General features: G+C 39.0%; 15 protein-coding genes. 2 read left to right on the plus strand and 13 right to left on the minus strand.

Translation table 11 applies throughout. The annotated features are described in order from the left end of the window. Nucleotides 1-136: 136 nt before the first annotated feature. The 7 genes from QUD79_RS17210 to QUD79_RS17235 form a co-directional block, all read right to left on the minus strand. The gene (locus QUD79_RS17210) at nt 137-928 is read right to left on the minus strand and encodes a sulfite exporter TauE/SafE family protein (RefSeq protein WP_184423473.1); all 792 of its coding nucleotides are present in this window, start codon (nt 926-928) and stop codon (nt 137-139) included. A 130-nt stretch (nt 929-1,058) separates the two neighbouring features. Next, the gene (locus QUD79_RS17490) at nt 1,059-1,361 is read right to left on the minus strand and encodes a DUF3325 domain-containing protein (RefSeq protein WP_184423474.1); all 303 of its coding nucleotides are present in this window, start codon (nt 1,359-1,361) and stop codon (nt 1,059-1,061) included. A gap of 1 nt (nt 1,362) precedes the next feature. Then, nucleotides 1,363-2,934, minus strand: a complete 1,572-nt coding sequence (locus tag QUD79_RS17215; protein WP_184423475.1) for a PepSY-associated TM helix domain-containing protein — start codon at nt 2,932-2,934, stop codon at nt 1,363-1,365. Between the two features lie 28 nt (nt 2,935-2,962). Next, a complete protein-coding gene (locus tag QUD79_RS17220; protein ID WP_184423476.1) occupies nt 2,963-3,256 on the minus strand; it encodes a hypothetical protein in 294 nt (97 codons plus the stop codon). 70 nt (nt 3,257-3,326) lie between these two features. Then, a complete protein-coding gene (locus tag QUD79_RS17225) occupies nt 3,327-5,471 on the minus strand; it encodes a TonB-dependent receptor domain-containing protein (protein WP_184423477.1) in 2,145 nt (714 codons plus the stop codon). A gap of 82 nt (nt 5,472-5,553) precedes the next feature. Then, nucleotides 5,554-6,633, minus strand: coding sequence for a sensor histidine kinase (locus QUD79_RS17230; RefSeq protein WP_343043941.1), 1,080 nt, complete (start codon nt 6,631-6,633; stop codon nt 5,554-5,556). 117 nt (nt 6,634-6,750) lie between these two features. Continuing rightward, a complete protein-coding gene (locus QUD79_RS17235) occupies nt 6,751-7,437 on the minus strand; it encodes a response regulator transcription factor (RefSeq protein ID WP_184423478.1) in 687 nt (228 codons plus the stop codon). 866 nt (nt 7,438-8,303) lie between these two features. Between QUD79_RS17235 and QUD79_RS17240 the strand changes: the two genes are divergently transcribed. Further along, nucleotides 8,304-8,528 carry a hypothetical protein gene (locus tag QUD79_RS17240; protein ID WP_166341309.1) on the plus strand — a complete coding sequence of 75 codons (225 nt, stop codon included), beginning with the start codon at nt 8,304-8,306 and terminating at the stop codon, nt 8,526-8,528. A gap of 121 nt (nt 8,529-8,649) precedes the next feature. Here the strand turns inward: QUD79_RS17240 and QUD79_RS17245 are convergent, their stop codons facing one another. From QUD79_RS17245 to QUD79_RS17270, 6 genes are all read right to left on the minus strand, one after another. Beyond that, nucleotides 8,650-9,243, minus strand: a complete 594-nt coding sequence (locus tag QUD79_RS17245; protein ID WP_184423479.1) for a helix-turn-helix transcriptional regulator — start codon at nt 9,241-9,243, stop codon at nt 8,650-8,652. 111 nt (nt 9,244-9,354) lie between these two features. Then, the gene (locus QUD79_RS17250; protein ID WP_286288804.1) at nt 9,355-10,737 is read right to left on the minus strand and encodes an IS4 family transposase; all 1,383 of its coding nucleotides are present in this window, start codon (nt 10,735-10,737) and stop codon (nt 9,355-9,357) included. Between the two features lie 55 nt (nt 10,738-10,792). Further along, nucleotides 10,793-12,268 (minus strand): TnsD family Tn7-like transposition protein, encoded by a 1,476-nt coding sequence (locus QUD79_RS17255; RefSeq protein ID WP_184424274.1) that lies wholly within the window; start codon nt 12,266-12,268, stop codon nt 10,793-10,795. 22 nt (nt 12,269-12,290) lie between these two features. Continuing rightward, entirely contained in the window at nt 12,291-13,865 is a 1,575-nt protein-coding gene (locus tag QUD79_RS17260; RefSeq protein ID WP_184424275.1) for a TniB family NTP-binding protein, read from the minus strand. Next, the gene (locus QUD79_RS17265) at nt 13,858-15,960 is read right to left on the minus strand and encodes a TnsB C-terminal domain-containing protein (protein ID WP_184424276.1); all 2,103 of its coding nucleotides are present in this window, start codon (nt 15,958-15,960) and stop codon (nt 13,858-13,860) included. Before QUD79_RS17265 ends, QUD79_RS17260 begins: the two co-directional genes overlap by 8 nt. Continuing rightward, on the minus strand, nt 15,957-16,787 hold the full coding sequence (locus tag QUD79_RS17270) for a TnsA endonuclease N-terminal domain-containing protein (RefSeq protein WP_184424277.1): 831 nt from the start codon (nt 16,785-16,787) through the stop codon (nt 15,957-15,959). Before QUD79_RS17270 ends, QUD79_RS17265 begins: the two co-directional genes overlap by 4 nt. A 354-nt stretch (nt 16,788-17,141) precedes the next feature. On the opposite strand from QUD79_RS17270, the gene QUD79_RS17275 reads away from it, so the two are divergent. Next, nucleotides 17,142-17,381: an HTH-like domain-containing protein gene (locus QUD79_RS17275; protein WP_184424278.1), complete on the plus strand. Its 240-nt coding sequence runs from the start codon at nt 17,142-17,144 to the stop codon at nt 17,379-17,381. Nucleotides 17,382-17,390 lie beyond the last annotated feature (9 nt).

The raw sequence follows: 17,390 nt of genomic DNA on the forward strand, positions 1-17,390 counted from the left end.
GTGTTAAGATTGATATTGAGATGGAAACAACAATAAATGATTGGTTAGGTAATAAAGATACAATTTTGGAACGTGTTACCAAAATAATCTATGATAATTAGTCATTTATTAAGCTATCTTTTATTATTCATAAATATTAAACGTATTTAAAAATCTGATTTATATACGTTTGGCCAAAAAAGTACAGCGTAGTAGCAACACTCGCCACAATAACAAAAAGCCTAACGTGCTTTTGCGCAATATTTCGCGACACTTGCGCTGAAAAATACCCGCCTATTAAAGTACCTAGTAATACAAACGTACCTTCATACCAAGCAATTACATCGCTATAAATAAACAAAGTAATAGCCACCAAAGAAACAATTGATGAAACCAATAGCTTTATTCCATTCATAGCGTTTATGTTTGTGTACCCGGCTAATGCCAAATAACTTAATGTAATAATACCAAGTCCAGCGTTAAAAAAGCCACCATAAGTTGTTACTGCCAACAATAGCAAAAACAACAAAACCCCACCTAAAGATGTAGCATGCTTATTATTAACTGCTAAGCGCTTAAGTTGATTGTTAATTCGCCCACCAAAAATAAATAACAGGGTTGCAAATAACAGCAACCAAGGAATTGCTTCTCGAAATACTTCCTCAGGTGTTTGTAGCAATAACCATGCGCCAGTTATACCGCCAATTAAGCTAATTACTAAAATTAAGGCGAGCTTATTTTTATGATCAGCAAGCTCTTTTCGAAAAGCATAAGCGCCACTGATATAACCAGCACATGACGAAAAAGTATTTGTGGCATTAGCAACAATTGGTGGAACACCTACAAAAATAAGTGCGGGAAAAGTAATAAAACTGCCGCCACCAGCAATAGAATTAAGAATGCCGCCAAAAATTCCAGCAAAGAATAGTAGTAAAAGTTCAATCATCATCAATAATAAGCCTAGTTACTTTTAAGGTCTGTTGATCTTTGATGTTTATGATATACAAACTAGGCTAGGTTGTATAAAAAATGTATGAATAACCACTTTAACAATTGCTATTATAAATCGCATGCCATTATTAGTTTGATAAGCAAATAATAAATGACAACCATTTGGGTTTAAAAGTCAGTACTAAAGACAGAAAAAAAGTAACAAGTGTTGCGCTAGCACACCAATATACTAGTCCTAATGTTAGCCCCCAAACATCTGCCGCATATATGCCAGCAAGTAGTAGCAAAGTATAACCACTTATTCTGTAAAGCCACAAATTACGTGTCGACAGGCGTTTTTTTGGGTCCACTTGGTTATAGTGACGAGACAAAGAAAGGCTTAAGCAGAGAAAACCTAAAAATAAAATTAAAGTTTCTATCAGAATTAACATGTTAGTACGCCGACTCTTTTAATTTTTGTTGTATAACTATGTGTTCCTCATTTGCTTGCGCTTTGGCGTTTTTTCGTTGAACAATAATTGCGGCTAATGCAAAACATCCTGCAAAAAATAACATACTGAGATCAAACCCTAGCATTAACCAATCGTTTCGTTTAATGCTGCCAATAATACTATGTTCAGTAGTTACCATATTAACTAATGGTGTTAACAAATAAGCACCGGCTGTAAACCAAAGTAGATTCAACCATGATTTTTTTACTGAGCGGCATAAACAAAAGCAAATACTCGCTAAAAGGGCAATAAAAAAACAATGTACTTCCCAATCAGCCCTGTGTTCTATATTAACGGGTAACAAGCGATTACCCCAAAAATATCCCGCTATAGCGATAGGCAAGCCAAGAATAATCCCAATATTAATGCGCTCAATAATTGAAATGACACTGAAGGGTCTAGCGGATGCACCATTTATTTGTCGTTTTTTTATCCATAAAATCATACCTGTAGCTACCATTGCCGAACCTAATAGCCCCGATATAAAGTACAACCAACGCAGATAAATATTGGCAAAAAGCCCTTCATGTAAATGTTCAAATAGATCGTAGATTCGAGCTGCACTTCCTGCTTTTTCTGTAGCTATTTCAATTTCCACTTTGTCGCCATTAACACGATACTCTACAGCCGATACTAAGTGGATGCCTTCGTATTTATCAAACCATATTTCATAATGTTCATTTTCACTACCCCGTTCAATAAAACCGATAAAACTGACTTTTTGATCTTTATAACGTACAGCCACGTCCGCAAGCACTGTTTCTATTGATAATGCTTCGGGAGCTAAATCAATAAATTGCACTTCCTTTATGTCTAACTGGGCCTCATCATAAAACTTTTTATGGTTTTCTCGACCTTCGCCGTAACGCACATCGATGATAGATGACATGGTAACCCCCATTAAAAGTAGCAAGCCACTGTAGGTGATCATTAAATGAAAAGGTAAAGGTAAAACGCTGAAAATATTATGAATATCTAACCAGGAACGAATACCTTTTTTAGCACGAAAGGTAAAAAATTCAATAAATATTTTCTTGTGGATAACCACCCCTGTCACTAATCCTATGAGCATTAACATGGTGACTAAACTTGTTAATATATAACCAACAAGTTCAGGTACATAATGCAGGTTGTAGTGCATTCTGTATAAGGTTTCTCCGCCAGCGGTTTCTCTAACACTGTTGGTCACACCGCTTTTCACATCAAGGTATTTTTCTTGCCAGCCTCTTGGGGTGTTTGTCTCTTTATTCGCTAATTGTAGCCATTGAATTTGTACAAATGGCATTCGTGCCGTTGGTAGACTGATGTACCATTGTGAAGATTCAGGAGCTAATTGTTGAAGCTGAAGTTCTGCCGCTGAAAGTACTGAACTTTGGTTATCTAATTGTTCGACGACGGTAATTTCTGGTTTCATCCAGCGATCGATTTCGCTGTCAAAATATCCGACAGTACCGGTAACAAAAATAAAATATAATAGCCAGCCAAAAGAAAAACCAGCCCAGGTATGAACCAATTCATTGATTGGCGAAAACGTGGTTTCATTAGTTAACTGCCGTATTAAGGTAAAACATTATTGCGTAAGCAACTAAACAACTACTACCAACCACTAATCCAGCCTTTCCAGCTGTTTTAGTAGAAAATACATATATCACAACCGTAGTGTAAGCAATAAAGCCAATCATCATGCCTTTAACAATACCGTCTACTTTATTGTCTGCTGGTAGGTACGAAATAATAATGCCAATTAAATTAGCTAAAACAAAACCACCGATCAGTGCAATCAACACTCTGATGGTTATGCCGATAGATTTAACGTTCTTTTTAAAAAGTGTCATAGCGTTACTTACTTGTAGAGACTAAAAAGCACGATTCGATATCGCGCTTTTTAATTAACAACAAAGTGAATTAAAATTGATATGAGGCAGTTAACCTAATATCTCGGCCCGCTTCTTTAATGCCAACTACACTTTGATATCCGGCTATGTGGCCATAATCTGCAACACTACCATGGCTTCTATAAGATTCATCTAAGAGGTTTTGAATCGCTATATCTAGAGTGAGATTTTCTATCGGAGAATACTTTACATAAGCGTCAACAACGGTATAACTGGGTTTATCAACCGTTTCTAATTGTGTTTGCCACCCTAACTCGATGGAGCGATGAAATACGTCAATATCATTCAAGCTAGCAACATAATTAACATTAAAGCCCATTTCCAACGCATCATTCATTTCATAATTCACATTTACATTTAATGAATCACCTACTGCATTTCCTAAACCACCGTATTCATAAGCGGCTAAATCTACACCATTTAAAACAACGGTACTAAATCCTGAGGCACTACTTGCATCTGGCCAAACAAATGGCGCATTATTTAGTTCGACATCATTACTGTTATAGCTAACCACTACGTCAAAGTTATGCGCTTGGTATCCTGCAACTAATTCAAAACCTGTGGATTCTAAATCACCAATGTTTTCATAAAAAACGCCTTCTGCACCCTTAAACTTATCAAAAACAACGTCACTAATTTCACTATTATAAACCGATGCTTCAAAAATAAATGTGCCATCGTTATATTGTAAGCCAAGTTCTTTGTTAGCCACATTTTCAGGAGATAAATTCGGGTTATGGGTTAATTCACCAACAGTAAATGCATCAGCTACTTGTCTGCCACGTAAAGCTTCTGCATAACTAACCGATAACTTTAAATACTCGGTTAAGTTGTAAACAAGCCCTAAGTTAGTGCTAAAGTCATCCTGCTTTTTAGTAGAAAATGAATCACTTGTTGTTACTGGAGCGCCACTACTGTCAGTTTCTACAACCCATTTACCATTAACTTGTATCCAGTTTGCTGACTCGCCAATGTGATCAAGTTCATAGGTATCATGGCGAACACCATAACTAAGCAATAGGTCATCAGTTAATTGCCAATGATCTTGAATATATAACCCGGTAACTTTGCCTTCTTCATTATAAATGCCACCAAAATCTTCATAAGATTGTGAGTTAACTTTATCAACTTTACGTTCAATACCATAAGTGAATGAATGATCACCGACATCACTCGTATTTCGAATATCAAAGCCAGTTGTTTCAATGGCAGCATCCCAGGTATATAGCTCACGTTTAAATGATGAGTCCGTTTGATACAATGTTGTTTCTAAATTTATCAGTGAGCTTAGATACCAAGTGTGATTGAGGACTATAGTTTCTCTATCTCCCCATGACTGAAACAAGGGATCATCTTCTAAAGGTGCCCAGTTGGTTTGTTTGCCGAACTTACCTTCTTCTTTACGTCTTTCATAACTTACAGACACATTTTGATTATCAGTGAGTTCTGCATTCAATTTAACAAAGGCAAGGGTTTGATCAGCTGCTGTTCCTGGAATTTCCGCACCGTCGCCATCTTCCATATTATCGCGACTCACATTCACATAAGACGCAAGAATGCCAATTTGTTCTGTTGCTTTACCATATAATGTAAGACTTTCTTTATGGCCACTATTTGAGAAATAGCTCGCTTTTGCGATACCACCAAACTGCTCATCATTTGACAGTAAATCTGCTGCTGTTTTCGTTTTGAAACGAATAGCACCACCCACAGCACCAGTTCCTGCGGTAGCTTCACCCGCACCCGCCTGAACCTCAACACTTTGTAGTAATTCAGGCTCTATTGATACACGCCCAATATGATGAAATAGCGTACTTGTTTGTGGTGCACCATCAACAGTTACATTTACCATTGAGTCTTCTAAACCACGAACATAAACCTTCTGTGCAACACCTAATGAACCACCTACAGTAACAGAAGGTGTTTGACGGAAAATATCGGCTAAATCATTTGCTTGATATTTATTAAGCTGATCAGGTGTGATTTTTGTGTTGGTTGTAGCACCAACAACAACAATTTTTTCAACTTTCTTTACTTTTTCTGTATTTTCGTCTGTATTAGCATAAACGCTAGTATTCGCGCACGCCGCAATAACACTTGCGCTAATAAGTGCTGTTTTAAATAACGGCTTATTTCTTGATTTACGTGACATGATTATCTTCTCAATTAACTTCATTAATGAGAATTATTACCATTTAGACTGAGTATTTATACTACTTTTACAATTGTTACATTTACGTAATAGGAATCATTATCACTACTTTTAAGCCACCGTTTTCATTATTTAATGCTTTTACATCAGCTCTAACACTATTTAAAAGGCGCTTAGCAAGTGCTAATCCTAACCCAAAGCTATTACTGCCATCTTCATTAGTATTATTAACTCGAAAAAAAGGCAGAAATATTTTCTCTAAATATTCTGGTGCGATACCAGGGCCTTGATCAATCACCTCAATACAATAACTTCCAACTTGTTGAGATAAGGTAACGGTAACCTTTTTGCCTATAGGAGTATAACGTAAGGCATTTCTAATGATATTTTCAAGGGCAGGGCAAAGGGCTTGATGACTACTATTGCTGATCACCGCATGATTAGGCGTTTCAAGTATTAATTCCCGATCAGAGAACTCAAATTTAGCATCGTCTATCACAACATCAAGCAAATCGACTAAATCCACCTTTTCATGTTGGATAATTGGCTTTTCATTATCAAGCCACGCTAACGTTAGTGTGTCTTCTACTAGTTTTCGAATGTAGGTAGACTCCCTAGAAATACGCTCAAGGTGTTGATGACTTTTTTCAATTTCAAAATTATTGACTGCAATATCTAATCGAGTGAGTGGCGTACGCAATTCATGAGATAAATCTGAAATAAGTTGCCGTTGTTTTGCAATTAACTCGCCGATTCTTGCCGCCATTTGGTCAAAAGTAGAGGCCAAATGAGAGAGTTCATCATTTCGATTACCTAGCGAAGCTCTTACTCTTACGTCAAAATTTCCTTGGCTAAAAGCGGTTGTTGCTTGTTCAAGTTGTTGTAGAGGCGTAATAATATGTCTATATATCCAGGTAGAAAGTAGTACTAATAGCACGAGTGGAAATATAATTTGTAATAGGATTCGCGTGGTAAGCCAGTAGGTTCCTGGCCTCATCCGCTCAGGTAATTTTATAAGGAAGCTACCTTTAGTTTGTGAAAAGGGTAGTTCCATTATGGGGTTGTGCTCAAAGTATAAATGTATCTTCCAGTCTACGCTGCGGCCAAAATGATAGGCTTCTTCAGCATCAACGTTAATCTCTTCACCCGCTATATTCTCAATAGTAAAGCTAACAACGGATACCTTCTTCTGTTTTTAGCGTTAAAACACTTAACACATAAAAGAATACCACTAAGCCTGTCGCAATAATTAAGCATGATTTCCATAGAATTTGACGACTCACTTAAAGCAATACCCTTTACCATGTACTGTCTGTAAACGTTCACCGAGCCAATGTGCTTCATTAAGTTTCCTGCGTACTCGACTTAAATGCATATCTAAACTTCGATCATACATGCCTAATTTTTTATTCAACACCTTTTGGTATAAATCAGCTTTACTCACAATACAATTTTGTTGAGAAAGTAACTCCCACAACAATTTAAATTGAATGGGTGTGAACTCAACTTCTCTACCATCAACAGTTATTTTTTGTTTAGTGGCATCTAGTGTTAGTCCGTCAATACTGATTCTCGTTTGCTTTTTAAATTCAACTTGAGGTTGGCTTCTTCTAATTAAACCTTCAATTCTTAACAGTAGTTCTTGGCTGTTGAAAGGTTTAGCCACATAATCATCGGCACCATGAATTAAACCTAAAATTCTTTCCTCTTCCGCACCTTTCGCTGAAATCATGATCACTGGTTGCTGACTTGTTTCTCTTAACGTTTTTAATAAAGACACCCCATCTAGTTTTGGCAGCATGTTATCTAGTAACACCAGTTGATGCTTATGGGACTGTGCCAACTTCAAACCAGTAATGCCGTCAAAACATTTTTCAACTATATAGCCCTTTTTGATAAGTAAATCAGCCAAGTAAGAATTTAATGTTATATCATCTTCAACTAAAAGAATTTTTTTATTTAACACATATCTTATCCTGTGAGTATTATGTAATTATTTATCTTCAGTTATAAAAAACCAGCTACTGGAGAATAGCTGGTTTTTTATTTGTAAGTAATATTATTAATTACTTACCTTTAAGTATGTTATTTAACTGAAACACGTCCTAAGTCATAACAGTTAAACGCTATACTTGTATCAACTAGTCTTAGTAGTAGTGCGCCCACTTCAACCAAGAAGACAACACAAATGATAATTATTATCATTTGTGTTGTCAATTAATTTATTTCATTCTTTAAGAGTAAGTATTTGAGCGGGAGTGATTTTGGCTTACCACTGTTTTATTTTTCAGATCTCAACAACTAGGGCTTATCTTCTAACTTTATCGCACCATCCCCCCCGCTTATGTTAATAAATCAAGAATATATTAGACGGTTTTAGTGCGAAATAGTACTTCAACTGTCATCGTTTAACTAAGTTGGAAAGTGAGGGCTGATCACTTTCCTTTAAAAATCAGTATCCGTTTTATACATATATTCAAACAAAGTTAGAAAGTAGGATCTCGCGTTTAGCCAGCAGGGTTAATCCCTATAGTAAACAAAGAAGGAAAGTGAACAGTAACACTTTGAACTGCTCGAGAAGGCGGAATTACGTCAATCATCACCAGATGAGTAGTGGTTGTCTATAGGGTGCTATTTAAAGTTTAAAAGGATGTTTCGCTAGTTGTATTTGCAACTACAAGTTTTCATTTCTTAGTACAATTTAGTTCTTTAAACCCTTTCGCCGCTTCAATTCAGTAACGCTAGTATTCAGCATTGTTTGTTGTTTATCATTGTGGATGTTTTAGTTTCCTTGGCTACAATAAGATTCTGTAAGCAATTTGGATTGATATTATGATCGTGACAGTTGGTAAAAATGGAGCTATTCCACTGCCTGAAGAAGAGTTATCAGGTGGTATTAAACTACAAATTGGTGATATTTTACTTTGTACATTAGCGGAAAATAAACAATCAATTCAACTTAAAAAGTATGAAGATCAAACGTTAACCGACGAACAAATAGAAGCACATGGTTCGTTGACACGAGTCGTACAACTAAACCCAGAAAATTTTGAGTGAACTCGTACATGTCACTATTGCTTACTTCCGCTTTTCACTCTTTCCAGTCTTAAATCAGTTGATAACTGTAAGATATGGTTACCTAAGTACAAAAAAATGCTCCAACTAAACGTCAAGCAGCTTATTTATGTGAATTATCAAAATTGCCTTGAGTACGTAACCAGAACTCGAATGACATTCCTGTCACAACCTCAAGCTTCTTAGCCAAGGCCATATCAATTCGCGCTTTCTCATTCAGAAAATCATAAAAATACTCCTCGGTGATATCTAGGCTATTAATAATATCCCAGATACCAAGTCCATTTGCCGTAGCTTTAGATAAATACAATCCCTCAAAATAACGCGCTGGATGTAAAGCAATCTTGTTTTCTGGAACATCGACAAATCCGCTACTCGTTTTAGCATCAAAAGTTGCCTTGTCCTCTATCAAGGCATCAATATCTAAGCGTTTTTGCTTATTGCCATAATCCACTCCATTACTCATCGTAAGCCAAGTCGCTTGGGGAAAGATTTTCTCTATTAATACTCGCGTATTACCGATTAATTCTTTTTCGCTAGCAGCCTGACGACTTAATGCAATGCTCACTCGACCTTTATCACCATGGCCAACCAAGGCGTCACCGAATCCGCTTTCATATAGCTTGTCGTCAATTTCATCCATTGATAGTGCGGGTTCGCCAACACTGAATCTTAATTCAACTTCGTATACATCCACGTTAAACACCTCATTACAAAACACATTCAATAAACTCTCTTGCTTGAGCAGTAATCCGCTCGTCACTTAAACCTGACTCGCGAAAAAGCCTCCAAACTGGCTGTCTCTTGATCACATTTTCAGATCAAGAGATTGGGCTAATTCATAGCCTTCAAGGATGGTTTGCAATTTAAACCATCCTTCCCATAATCGCTCCCACCCGACACGGCCATTACGTTTTGAATCGTGCCAACCCGCTAACTTCCCAAGGTTAATGTAAGCCCAATAAAGGCTTGGTGCCGTTGTCGGTGGTTTTGATTTTTCTCGTTTTGTCCATAGCAACTTCCACGCTAACGGACTTAAAACCGTTTCACAACTATGCTTTTCTGCTTCTTTCTTATTAAGGCCAAGGTAACGAAGTTGATGAAGGCGTGCGGCAATAAACGCTAATATCACAATCACCTTTTCTAAATTGTCTTTACTTTGCATACGTAAATCTTCTACTTGAGTACCGCCGCTTTTCCACGCTTTGTGGAACTCTTCAATTAACCAGCGTTTTTCATAGTAGGTCAATACTTTTTCGGCTTCCTCTTTGCACGTCACAGGCTCAGATGTTAACAGGTGCCAACTTAATCCTTGGTCATTGTTTTCTTCCTGACAACCCACATAATAGAGAGATACCGAAGCGCCTTTTTTATTCGCTGGCATTTTTACATCAACTTTGGCATAACGTATTTGACAAGAAGCCTCCCGCGCTTTGCGTCCGCCTTTTTGCCTCACCGAAACAATACGTTGACCTGCTGATTTTAACGACTCACTATATTGATAAAGTTTATTTTCACTTTGTTCAATGCAACGACTCTGCATTGAGCGCACGACAAAACGTTGCTGCCTCGCTGTTTTATAAGTCAGGTATTCAATAATATCTGACTCTCTATCACACACTGAAATTACCTTATTCATTGTTGAACCTAGACGGGGAGTCATCGCTTCTGATGCTTGCTCCCACTTATAGCTTTCTTTGTCTTCGTACGCTCGGCTGGCATGGCGATTATTTTGGCCGTACAAACTGACGTCTCGTGTCCATCGTTTTTGCTCAATCAGACCAACAACATGCTGCTGCTCAGGGGCAAATAGCAATACGGAATGAGCATGCATGCCACGCGAACGCTTATTCGAAGTGGTATGCCCCATTTCATCGCGAATCGTTTGATGTTTAAATTCAAGTGATGTGGTGTCTTCTAAAGCAAGTAGGCAATCATAATCTTTAACTTTTGCTGCTGTTGCCTTAAAGCCAGCCTCAGCTATAGCTTGAGCATCAATAGCTTTATTACGAGTAAAACGATAGGCCGCTTCAATATCGGCTGTGGACGTAGATGATTGCACGAGTGATTGCCCTAACTTGTTGGAAAGATTAGAGGCTAACACAACAAGTCGTTTAGCTCTGCGGGTATCGCCCAATTTTGCATGTAAAAATGTTTCTTCTGCCCATTGCTCTGAACTTGTTGTAAACATAGAAATCCACCTCATCACTGAATAAATGGATCAGATCACGTTCTGTACAATAAGTTCATAAAAAAATCCCTCGATTTTTATCGAGGGATTTGTGTAGGAAAGACAGCCAAACTGGGGGCATTTGTGAGCTATATTTCGATAGAGTTCGAGTTAGCCGACGAATTTGGTAATCCGCCGTGTCTTCGGCATATCGCTCTAGGAATGCGGCAGTTAATGGTAATTTAGCTAGCTTTTTCTGGACTGTGGCCGAGTGTTCTAGTTGGTGAATAAACCACAAGGCTGAGCGTCTAGGACAATCTAAGTCAGCCTCTGAATCATAAAGAATCCGATACATTGCACGAACGATACGCCAATCCCTTGCCTGCCAGTCGACTCGGTTATTTTTATACTGAATTGGTCGTTGATAATGGCTATTAGTCTTAAGTAACCATTTATTGTGATATCGATACAGCCAAGTGTAAATAGCGCCGCCACCGTTTATTCTGGCCAATTTGGTACCATAACGTTTGACCAGGTTTAACCATTTAGATTTGTTAATATGAACGACTGAATCATCCAAAGGACTCATGTAGATATGCGTACTATTTGGTATCTCCTCAGTCGAAGGCACTTGCTTCAAAAGTGATTCCATCGACCAAGCCCCCTCATAAATGGCATCAAGCAGTACAATGTGCTCAAGAAATGAAAATGACTTTCTATGCTTACGGACAATCGAATGTAACCAGCTCGATTGCTTGTCTAAGGGCCACAGACGCTCCCTTTTCAGCCAGTTTACCGACCACTTTGATAGCACCTGCTCCATAACTTCATCAAAGCAAATGTATTGTCCTTTGCCATAGCCTTTTTCATGTAAAACATTTTTATAAAAGTTGGACCATTGATTAAATGATGGACTCGTCATTGGTGCTAGGTTAAGAAGCACCGAAACATGTCTCTCTATTCGTGTTTGTTCCTCAATGTGGACACAATTCGCCTCGCTAAGACTTAATTCATCTTGAGCTCTTAACGTTTGAAACGCATGCCTGTGTATCTTTTGAACTCGCGTCTTAACGTTCGATAACGGGCTATGATGTTTAATACAAACATGGATGCTTGGTATCTGATGGATACGAAGCCAATATGCTTCTCCATGCTCATCAATTTGTTCTTTAGCACAATAAGGACAATAACGCAGGAACTCGGGTTTATTTAATCTGGATGCGGCGCACCCAACAGTGAAATGAACATTGCCATCACATTTTCGTTCCATCCACGTTAAGCACTTTAATCGTCTATCTTCTTCAATAAATGGCGCATAAAGTGGTAGCAAGGTATGCCGATATGCCAAATCAGTTGGGGTTATAGGTTGGTATTCTAATTGATTCGAGAACAGCCCTAGCTGGGATGGAAGGTCTGGGGTGGCAATAATATTACGATTCTTCAGTAAATATTCATTAGCGAACTTGGGCCCGTGAATCCCTAAACGTCGCTGTGCACGAGCAATAACGCTACAGACTAATTCGTCAGGCAGAGGATAAGGAATGTTTAACATATTAACCCTCTGCCATAATAAGTTACTCTAAGAACTGTTGTTCGCGCATCATATCCATACACCATGTGGATTGAAGCAATTCATCTAACTCTTCGTTCTCTTCTTGGGTCAACTCTTTACGCCGATTTGCGTTTCGCCCGGTATTTTTAGCTGGTTTGCTGACCATGCTAAAAATCCACTCTTTAGCAGCAGTTACCATATCCGAAACCACCATATCAGGGTGCTCAAGGAAAATTGCTAACACTGCTTTGCGAACCAAATTCTTACCGATAGAGCTTTGGGTTAGCATGTTAAATAGTAATGCTTTATGATCAGCCCTCGGTTCACTGAAATAAGATAAATTGCGCTTCCTTGCTTTCGTTTTACGAACCCCAATCAGCAACTCTTCCATGCCAGGCATCATTAAGTCGTCATATTTGGACATCAACTCTATGTCGTTACTGTGAATTGCTGTTGTCAGGGGTTTTAGGTGCTTAACCAATTTATCAGCAACCACATCAAACATTTTCAGTGTTGTTTCATCCCTTTTTGCATACATCGCAGTCACAAGTGTTTCAGTGAATATGCGGGAGGCAAGCCCCATAAGCCCCCCACTTAGGTCAAGTAACTTCAGACTTTTCTCTTCTGAAAATAATTCTTTGTCGCTAAGAAGCTGGGCCTTCCAAAGAGCTCTTGTAAAGTTATGCCAATTCTCAAGCGACGAGGCCTTCAGTTGGCGCTGCTCATTCCACTCTAGCTTTAAAGGGTTCCACGAATAGACGTCGAAATTAACACTGTGACCAATCTGGTCATTGCTTGATTGAAGGTGCTCAAGAGCCGATGCTCTACCGGCAAGTACCAACGGAATCTTGCAATCATTTAAAAGCTCAGTGATTGCCGGCATCACTTTGTTAATAAACTGGCGTTTATCTATGCAGTTAATTCCATCAATGACCAGCATCCCCAAGAGATTAACTTTCATAAGAGCTCTTACATGATCTTTGAGCTTTCGCTCTCCTAGCAAGAGCAAAGACTTCTCCAGTTGCTGGCTTTGAAGCACTGTCGCAAATTGGCGAATTAATGCTTGGTATAAGCTCTGGGGCGAATAACATGATGTCGCGTCAAGCCTAATGTAACAAACCTGAGTACTCTGGTGCTCTATGTGATCAATCCTTTGTGGGATTGCATTCAGAGCCCTTTCTAACGTGCATGTAACACCATTTTGGGGATGAGATAGCACCAATAAGTTTGTAATTGAGTTTCTAAGGCTGCCTTCGTGACCAGAAAAGTATTTCATTGACTTTGTGCAATAACCCCTAGCAATCATATCCATCAGACGACGTGTTAACTCAACGAATTGAGTTGTAGGATGATAGAAGTCGGCTAAAATCAAGCGAATGAAATGCTCTCGATTTTGCAAGTCCATACGGGCCAAAGACTCAGTATCAGGGACGCGGCGGATACGAGACTTCAAAGAATCCAATATTTCTTCTACTGTAAGTGTGGGAAGCTCTTGGATAAGTGGGTTAGTTTCAATATCAATATAAGGGCTTGGTAGCTCTACCGGTGTATTACCAAACAAATTACCTTGCTCAGTATTGTGAAAGATTTCATTCATAGCAGCTCCTTTGCTGAAGTTGTTCCAAAATATCAGGATCTTCAAAGTCATCCGTTGACTCTGAAAGTGCGTATGGTTCGGTGTAAGTACCTCCTTGTTCGTCTAATGGCGTTATCCATGGATTCTTGGCCCGTTCAGCACGCAATGCTTCATCCCGGTTATCCTCAATACCACGTTTACGCTCGGTTTTTGACATACCGATAAGGGCTGAGCTTTTCTTAGCATTTCGTTGCGTTTTATTCGTTTCATCAAACAGGCGCTGAAGCTTGCTAAGCGATTCATCCTCGGCCTCCTTAGTATCTTCATCGGTTTTGGAGCGAACAGATTTACGAAGTTTTATCTCATGCAACGACTGCCCTCTCCAAGATTCAGACTGCCTTGATAATTCAGCGACTAAAGGCTTGTCGTTATGCTCAGAAATGACGATATAGATTCGATCCATACAGCGCGGGTCATAAGCGACAGTGAGCTTATTGGGGCGCTTGCTGGCCCCGATCCCCTTACGGTGGAACCAACCTAATTCTTCGAATGCTCTACAACGATAAAAAAGGCCATAAATATTCAAACCATAATTGGATAGAGTAGCTTCTTTTTTAGGTAGCAAAGCCACCTTCAGAGCAACTTCATCAATTTGCTGCATATACCCAGTACAGTTTTCTTGGCCCCATTGCCAAATATTCAACGGTTTAAGTGGAACCTCATCAGGATATGTCGCAGGTAAATCTGTGCGCTTCAAATTTTCAAACTGATTATGATGAACAATAAGGGCGATTAGAATACGTTCAAAGGCATCCAAACTCATGTTAGCGTTGTCAACGTAATCAGGATCACCTCGTTTTTTAACGTTGCTACCAATTACAACCCCATCAACTTGGTCTTTAAAACCTCCCTGTACAATACCAAAACGCCGCTCGCCAATAGATCTGAAAACCGCTTTGTAAGGGCCTGGAGTTTCAAGCGACATTCCATGTTGTTCTTGTAAATATTCCGTTTGATCAGCCATCAATTCCCCCCGATCGGCAGCAATCGCCTCACAAAGCCCGATCGTTGGCCAGATGTCAGCTGTTACCCAATCTAAACCTAAATCATGGGCTCGCTTAATTTTGCTATCACTCATCGCCGATATGAGCGCCTGCATAGCAGCATGATAACTAGGTGCTTCAAAACCGATGTAATAGCCAGCGATCATGCGAGAATAGGTGCATACAACCAAGTACAGTGTAGGACGACCCAAAACGCGCGAAGGGTCGTAATCAGAGGTCAAATAAATATCAACGATGGTTGCATCAAATTCATATCGAGAGCCTGGCCCATTCACATTTGCTATGGCTGTTGATGTGATTGGCTGCGCGTCGTTATTCTGGACTTTTTTAGGAAGTCGGCTGAGCTGTGAATTCGTATCAGAATAATGCTTTCTAATGTAATTACGAAGCTGCGCCTCACTGGGGATACGGCTGCCAGGAAAACAATGAGGTGGGTCAAACAGTATGGTCCGTAAATGCTTGTATACCTGAGGTTTTGTCTTCGAATTGTCTAAATAATGAGCCTTGATAACAGACTTAACGATTTCCTCTACTTCATCTTGAATGATTGCTTTAGAATGTCGAATTCCGCCACTAGGGCGTCCAGTCTTGACTTTGTATCTGCGCTCAGCAACACCGGTTGCCTCATAATCGCCTAATAAGGCATTCTTAACACAGCCTCGCTCAAAATAACGTCGAAACCACTTGTAGATAAATTTTTCACCTCGACCAAACTCCTCCTTAGCTTCTGCAACTAATTTTCCTCTGATATCAGAGTCATAAAAACGGTCGTGCTGAACAAGTGCTCGAATAACCTTAAATCTCCCATCCCGTTTTATTTCGGCCTTACTTCCTGGTTCTACAGGTTTTAATGCGAGTTGAGCAAACGGATCATCAACTTGGGTGATAATCTCTTCGTTCAACAAATCAACGAAGGTGTCCTTACAATACAAGTAAGGCAACGATTTTTCTGGGTCATCAATATTAAATAACACTAAACGAGTAGAAAGAATGGATACTACCCGCTGGCGAGCACCTTCGACTTGATACACTGTATTTTTTCGTAAAATCATGCTGCAACCTTGAGATCAAGAATACGAGCATCTAGAAAAATGTCATTGCCACGCAAGTAAGCAAGTTCCTTACGTAAATCAAAGCGCAGATACTGTTTAGCAATGAGCTCTCGAATTTCTGTGAAACATGTGGCTGGCGCACTATAGCGAGGATCGTGTTCTGCTAATAGTCTGTTCAGACGAGACGCTGTATGTCCAATGAAATCATTTGGGTAACGCTTAAACGCTTCTGCGTAGTAATTCGCAAGGGTTAATAGCCTTTCATGAGGAGTTGTCCGCCAGAGTGGGGTCAACATCCAATTTAAGTTCTTTCTAACATCCCTAGGAAACATTTGGTCATGGAAAATATAAAACGGGACGTTTTTTGAGTCCCAGTACACTTTCTCGATAATCAATTTTCGCCTAGTAGCTTCGTCTTGCGCGGCCTTCTCGAATGGCTTTGCTTGAATAACGATACGAGGGACATGCCATCCAGCAAAGTCAATGAGTAAATCACTGGTCATCACCATATCACCATCTTGCGACAGCGGATGTGGAAAGTTTTTTTGATTGGCAATAGCCCTTGTTTGCTCTGGATTTAATGGATATTGCTCACGCATATCAGTTACGTAAGGGTGATGTTCACCCATAAGAGCAGGAAAAAATTCATTATTTGAAAAGAGATTTAGAACACGCCCCGCTTTTAAGCTGGGCATACGCACAGATAAGCCGTGTGATGGTACGTCACGCACATGCAACCATGGCTTATAATCTTCATTACGCCCTTGCCCACGACCTTCTTTAAACCACTTATCATACTTCCTTGTATTTTGAACATAGTTCGCCATTCGCTTTACCTCCAAATTTGAACGGAAACTGTAAAACCAGACTCAATCCGTGAGTCATTAGCAGTTTATACTTGATCAAATTATAGCAAAACAAGGATCTAAATGGATCGATAAAAAGTCGTTAAACTATTGAATCAAAACATAATTATTGTTTTTTATTAAAAACTCAGTATGTTAGAAGATTAAAAAAATTCCACTTCATGATGAAATAACAACATTTATGTTGTTGAGATGCCAAGAATTTACATATTCACGATCATAAAATAACCGCTAGTGAGATCCTCTGACGATAGTCTTTGCATATCATTGCTAAATTAGCTAATTTAGCTAAATGATAAAAACGAAGTCCTGATCATGTCTGAACAATCAATTTTTGAACAAATTAAATTGGCACTTGCTGATGCACCACGGAATCAGTATACAGCTGAGTTACACCTGCAAATGATCAAATACGCGGATGAATTAAAGCACATCACTTCAAAAGAATTCTGTGAAGGTGTAGGTCTTAAACAAGGTTTAGGAACAGAGTTCAGCAAGATGCGTAACTTAACATCTAGGCTAAAGGCGGCTGGTCTTAATACGCAGCTTATTTAAGGAAATTGG

The organism is Thalassotalea piscium (genome assembly GCF_030295935.1).
GTDB lineage: Bacteria > Pseudomonadota > Gammaproteobacteria > Enterobacterales > Alteromonadaceae > Thalassotalea_B > Thalassotalea_B piscium.

What these genes read in the sequence shown, in the direction of transcription:
- QUD79_RS17250 (WP_286288804.1), bottom strand. Translation starts at nt 10,737, where the DNA reads ATGTTTACAACAAGTTCAGAGCAATGGGCAGAAGAAACATTTTTACAT.
- QUD79_RS17265 (WP_184424276.1), bottom strand. Translation starts at nt 15,960, where the DNA reads ATGATTTTACGAAAAAATACAGTGTATCAAGTCGAAGGTGCTCGCCAG.
- QUD79_RS17490 (WP_184423474.1), bottom strand. Translation starts at nt 1,361, where the DNA reads ATGTTAATTCTGATAGAAACTTTAATTTTATTTTTAGGTTTTCTCTGC.
- QUD79_RS17255 (WP_184424274.1), bottom strand. Translation starts at nt 12,268, where the DNA reads ATGTTAAACATTCCTTATCCTCTGCCTGACGAATTAGTCTGTAGCGTT.
- QUD79_RS17220 (WP_184423476.1), bottom strand. Translation starts at nt 3,256, where the DNA reads ATGACACTTTTTAAAAAGAACGTTAAATCTATCGGCATAACCATCAGA.
- QUD79_RS17210 (WP_184423473.1), bottom strand. Translation starts at nt 928, where the DNA reads ATGATGATTGAACTTTTACTACTATTCTTTGCTGGAATTTTTGGCGGC.
- QUD79_RS17225 (WP_184423477.1), bottom strand. Translation starts at nt 5,471, where the DNA reads ATGTCACGTAAATCAAGAAATAAGCCGTTATTTAAAACAGCACTTATT.
- QUD79_RS17260 (WP_184424275.1), bottom strand. Translation starts at nt 13,865, where the DNA reads ATGAATGAAATCTTTCACAATACTGAGCAAGGTAATTTGTTTGGTAAT.
- QUD79_RS17275 (WP_184424278.1), top strand. Translation starts at nt 17,142, where the DNA reads ATGTCTGAACAATCAATTTTTGAACAAATTAAATTGGCACTTGCTGAT.
- QUD79_RS17270 (WP_184424277.1), bottom strand. Translation starts at nt 16,787, where the DNA reads ATGGCGAACTATGTTCAAAATACAAGGAAGTATGATAAGTGGTTTAAA.
- QUD79_RS17240 (WP_166341309.1), top strand. Translation starts at nt 8,304, where the DNA reads ATGATCGTGACAGTTGGTAAAAATGGAGCTATTCCACTGCCTGAAGAA.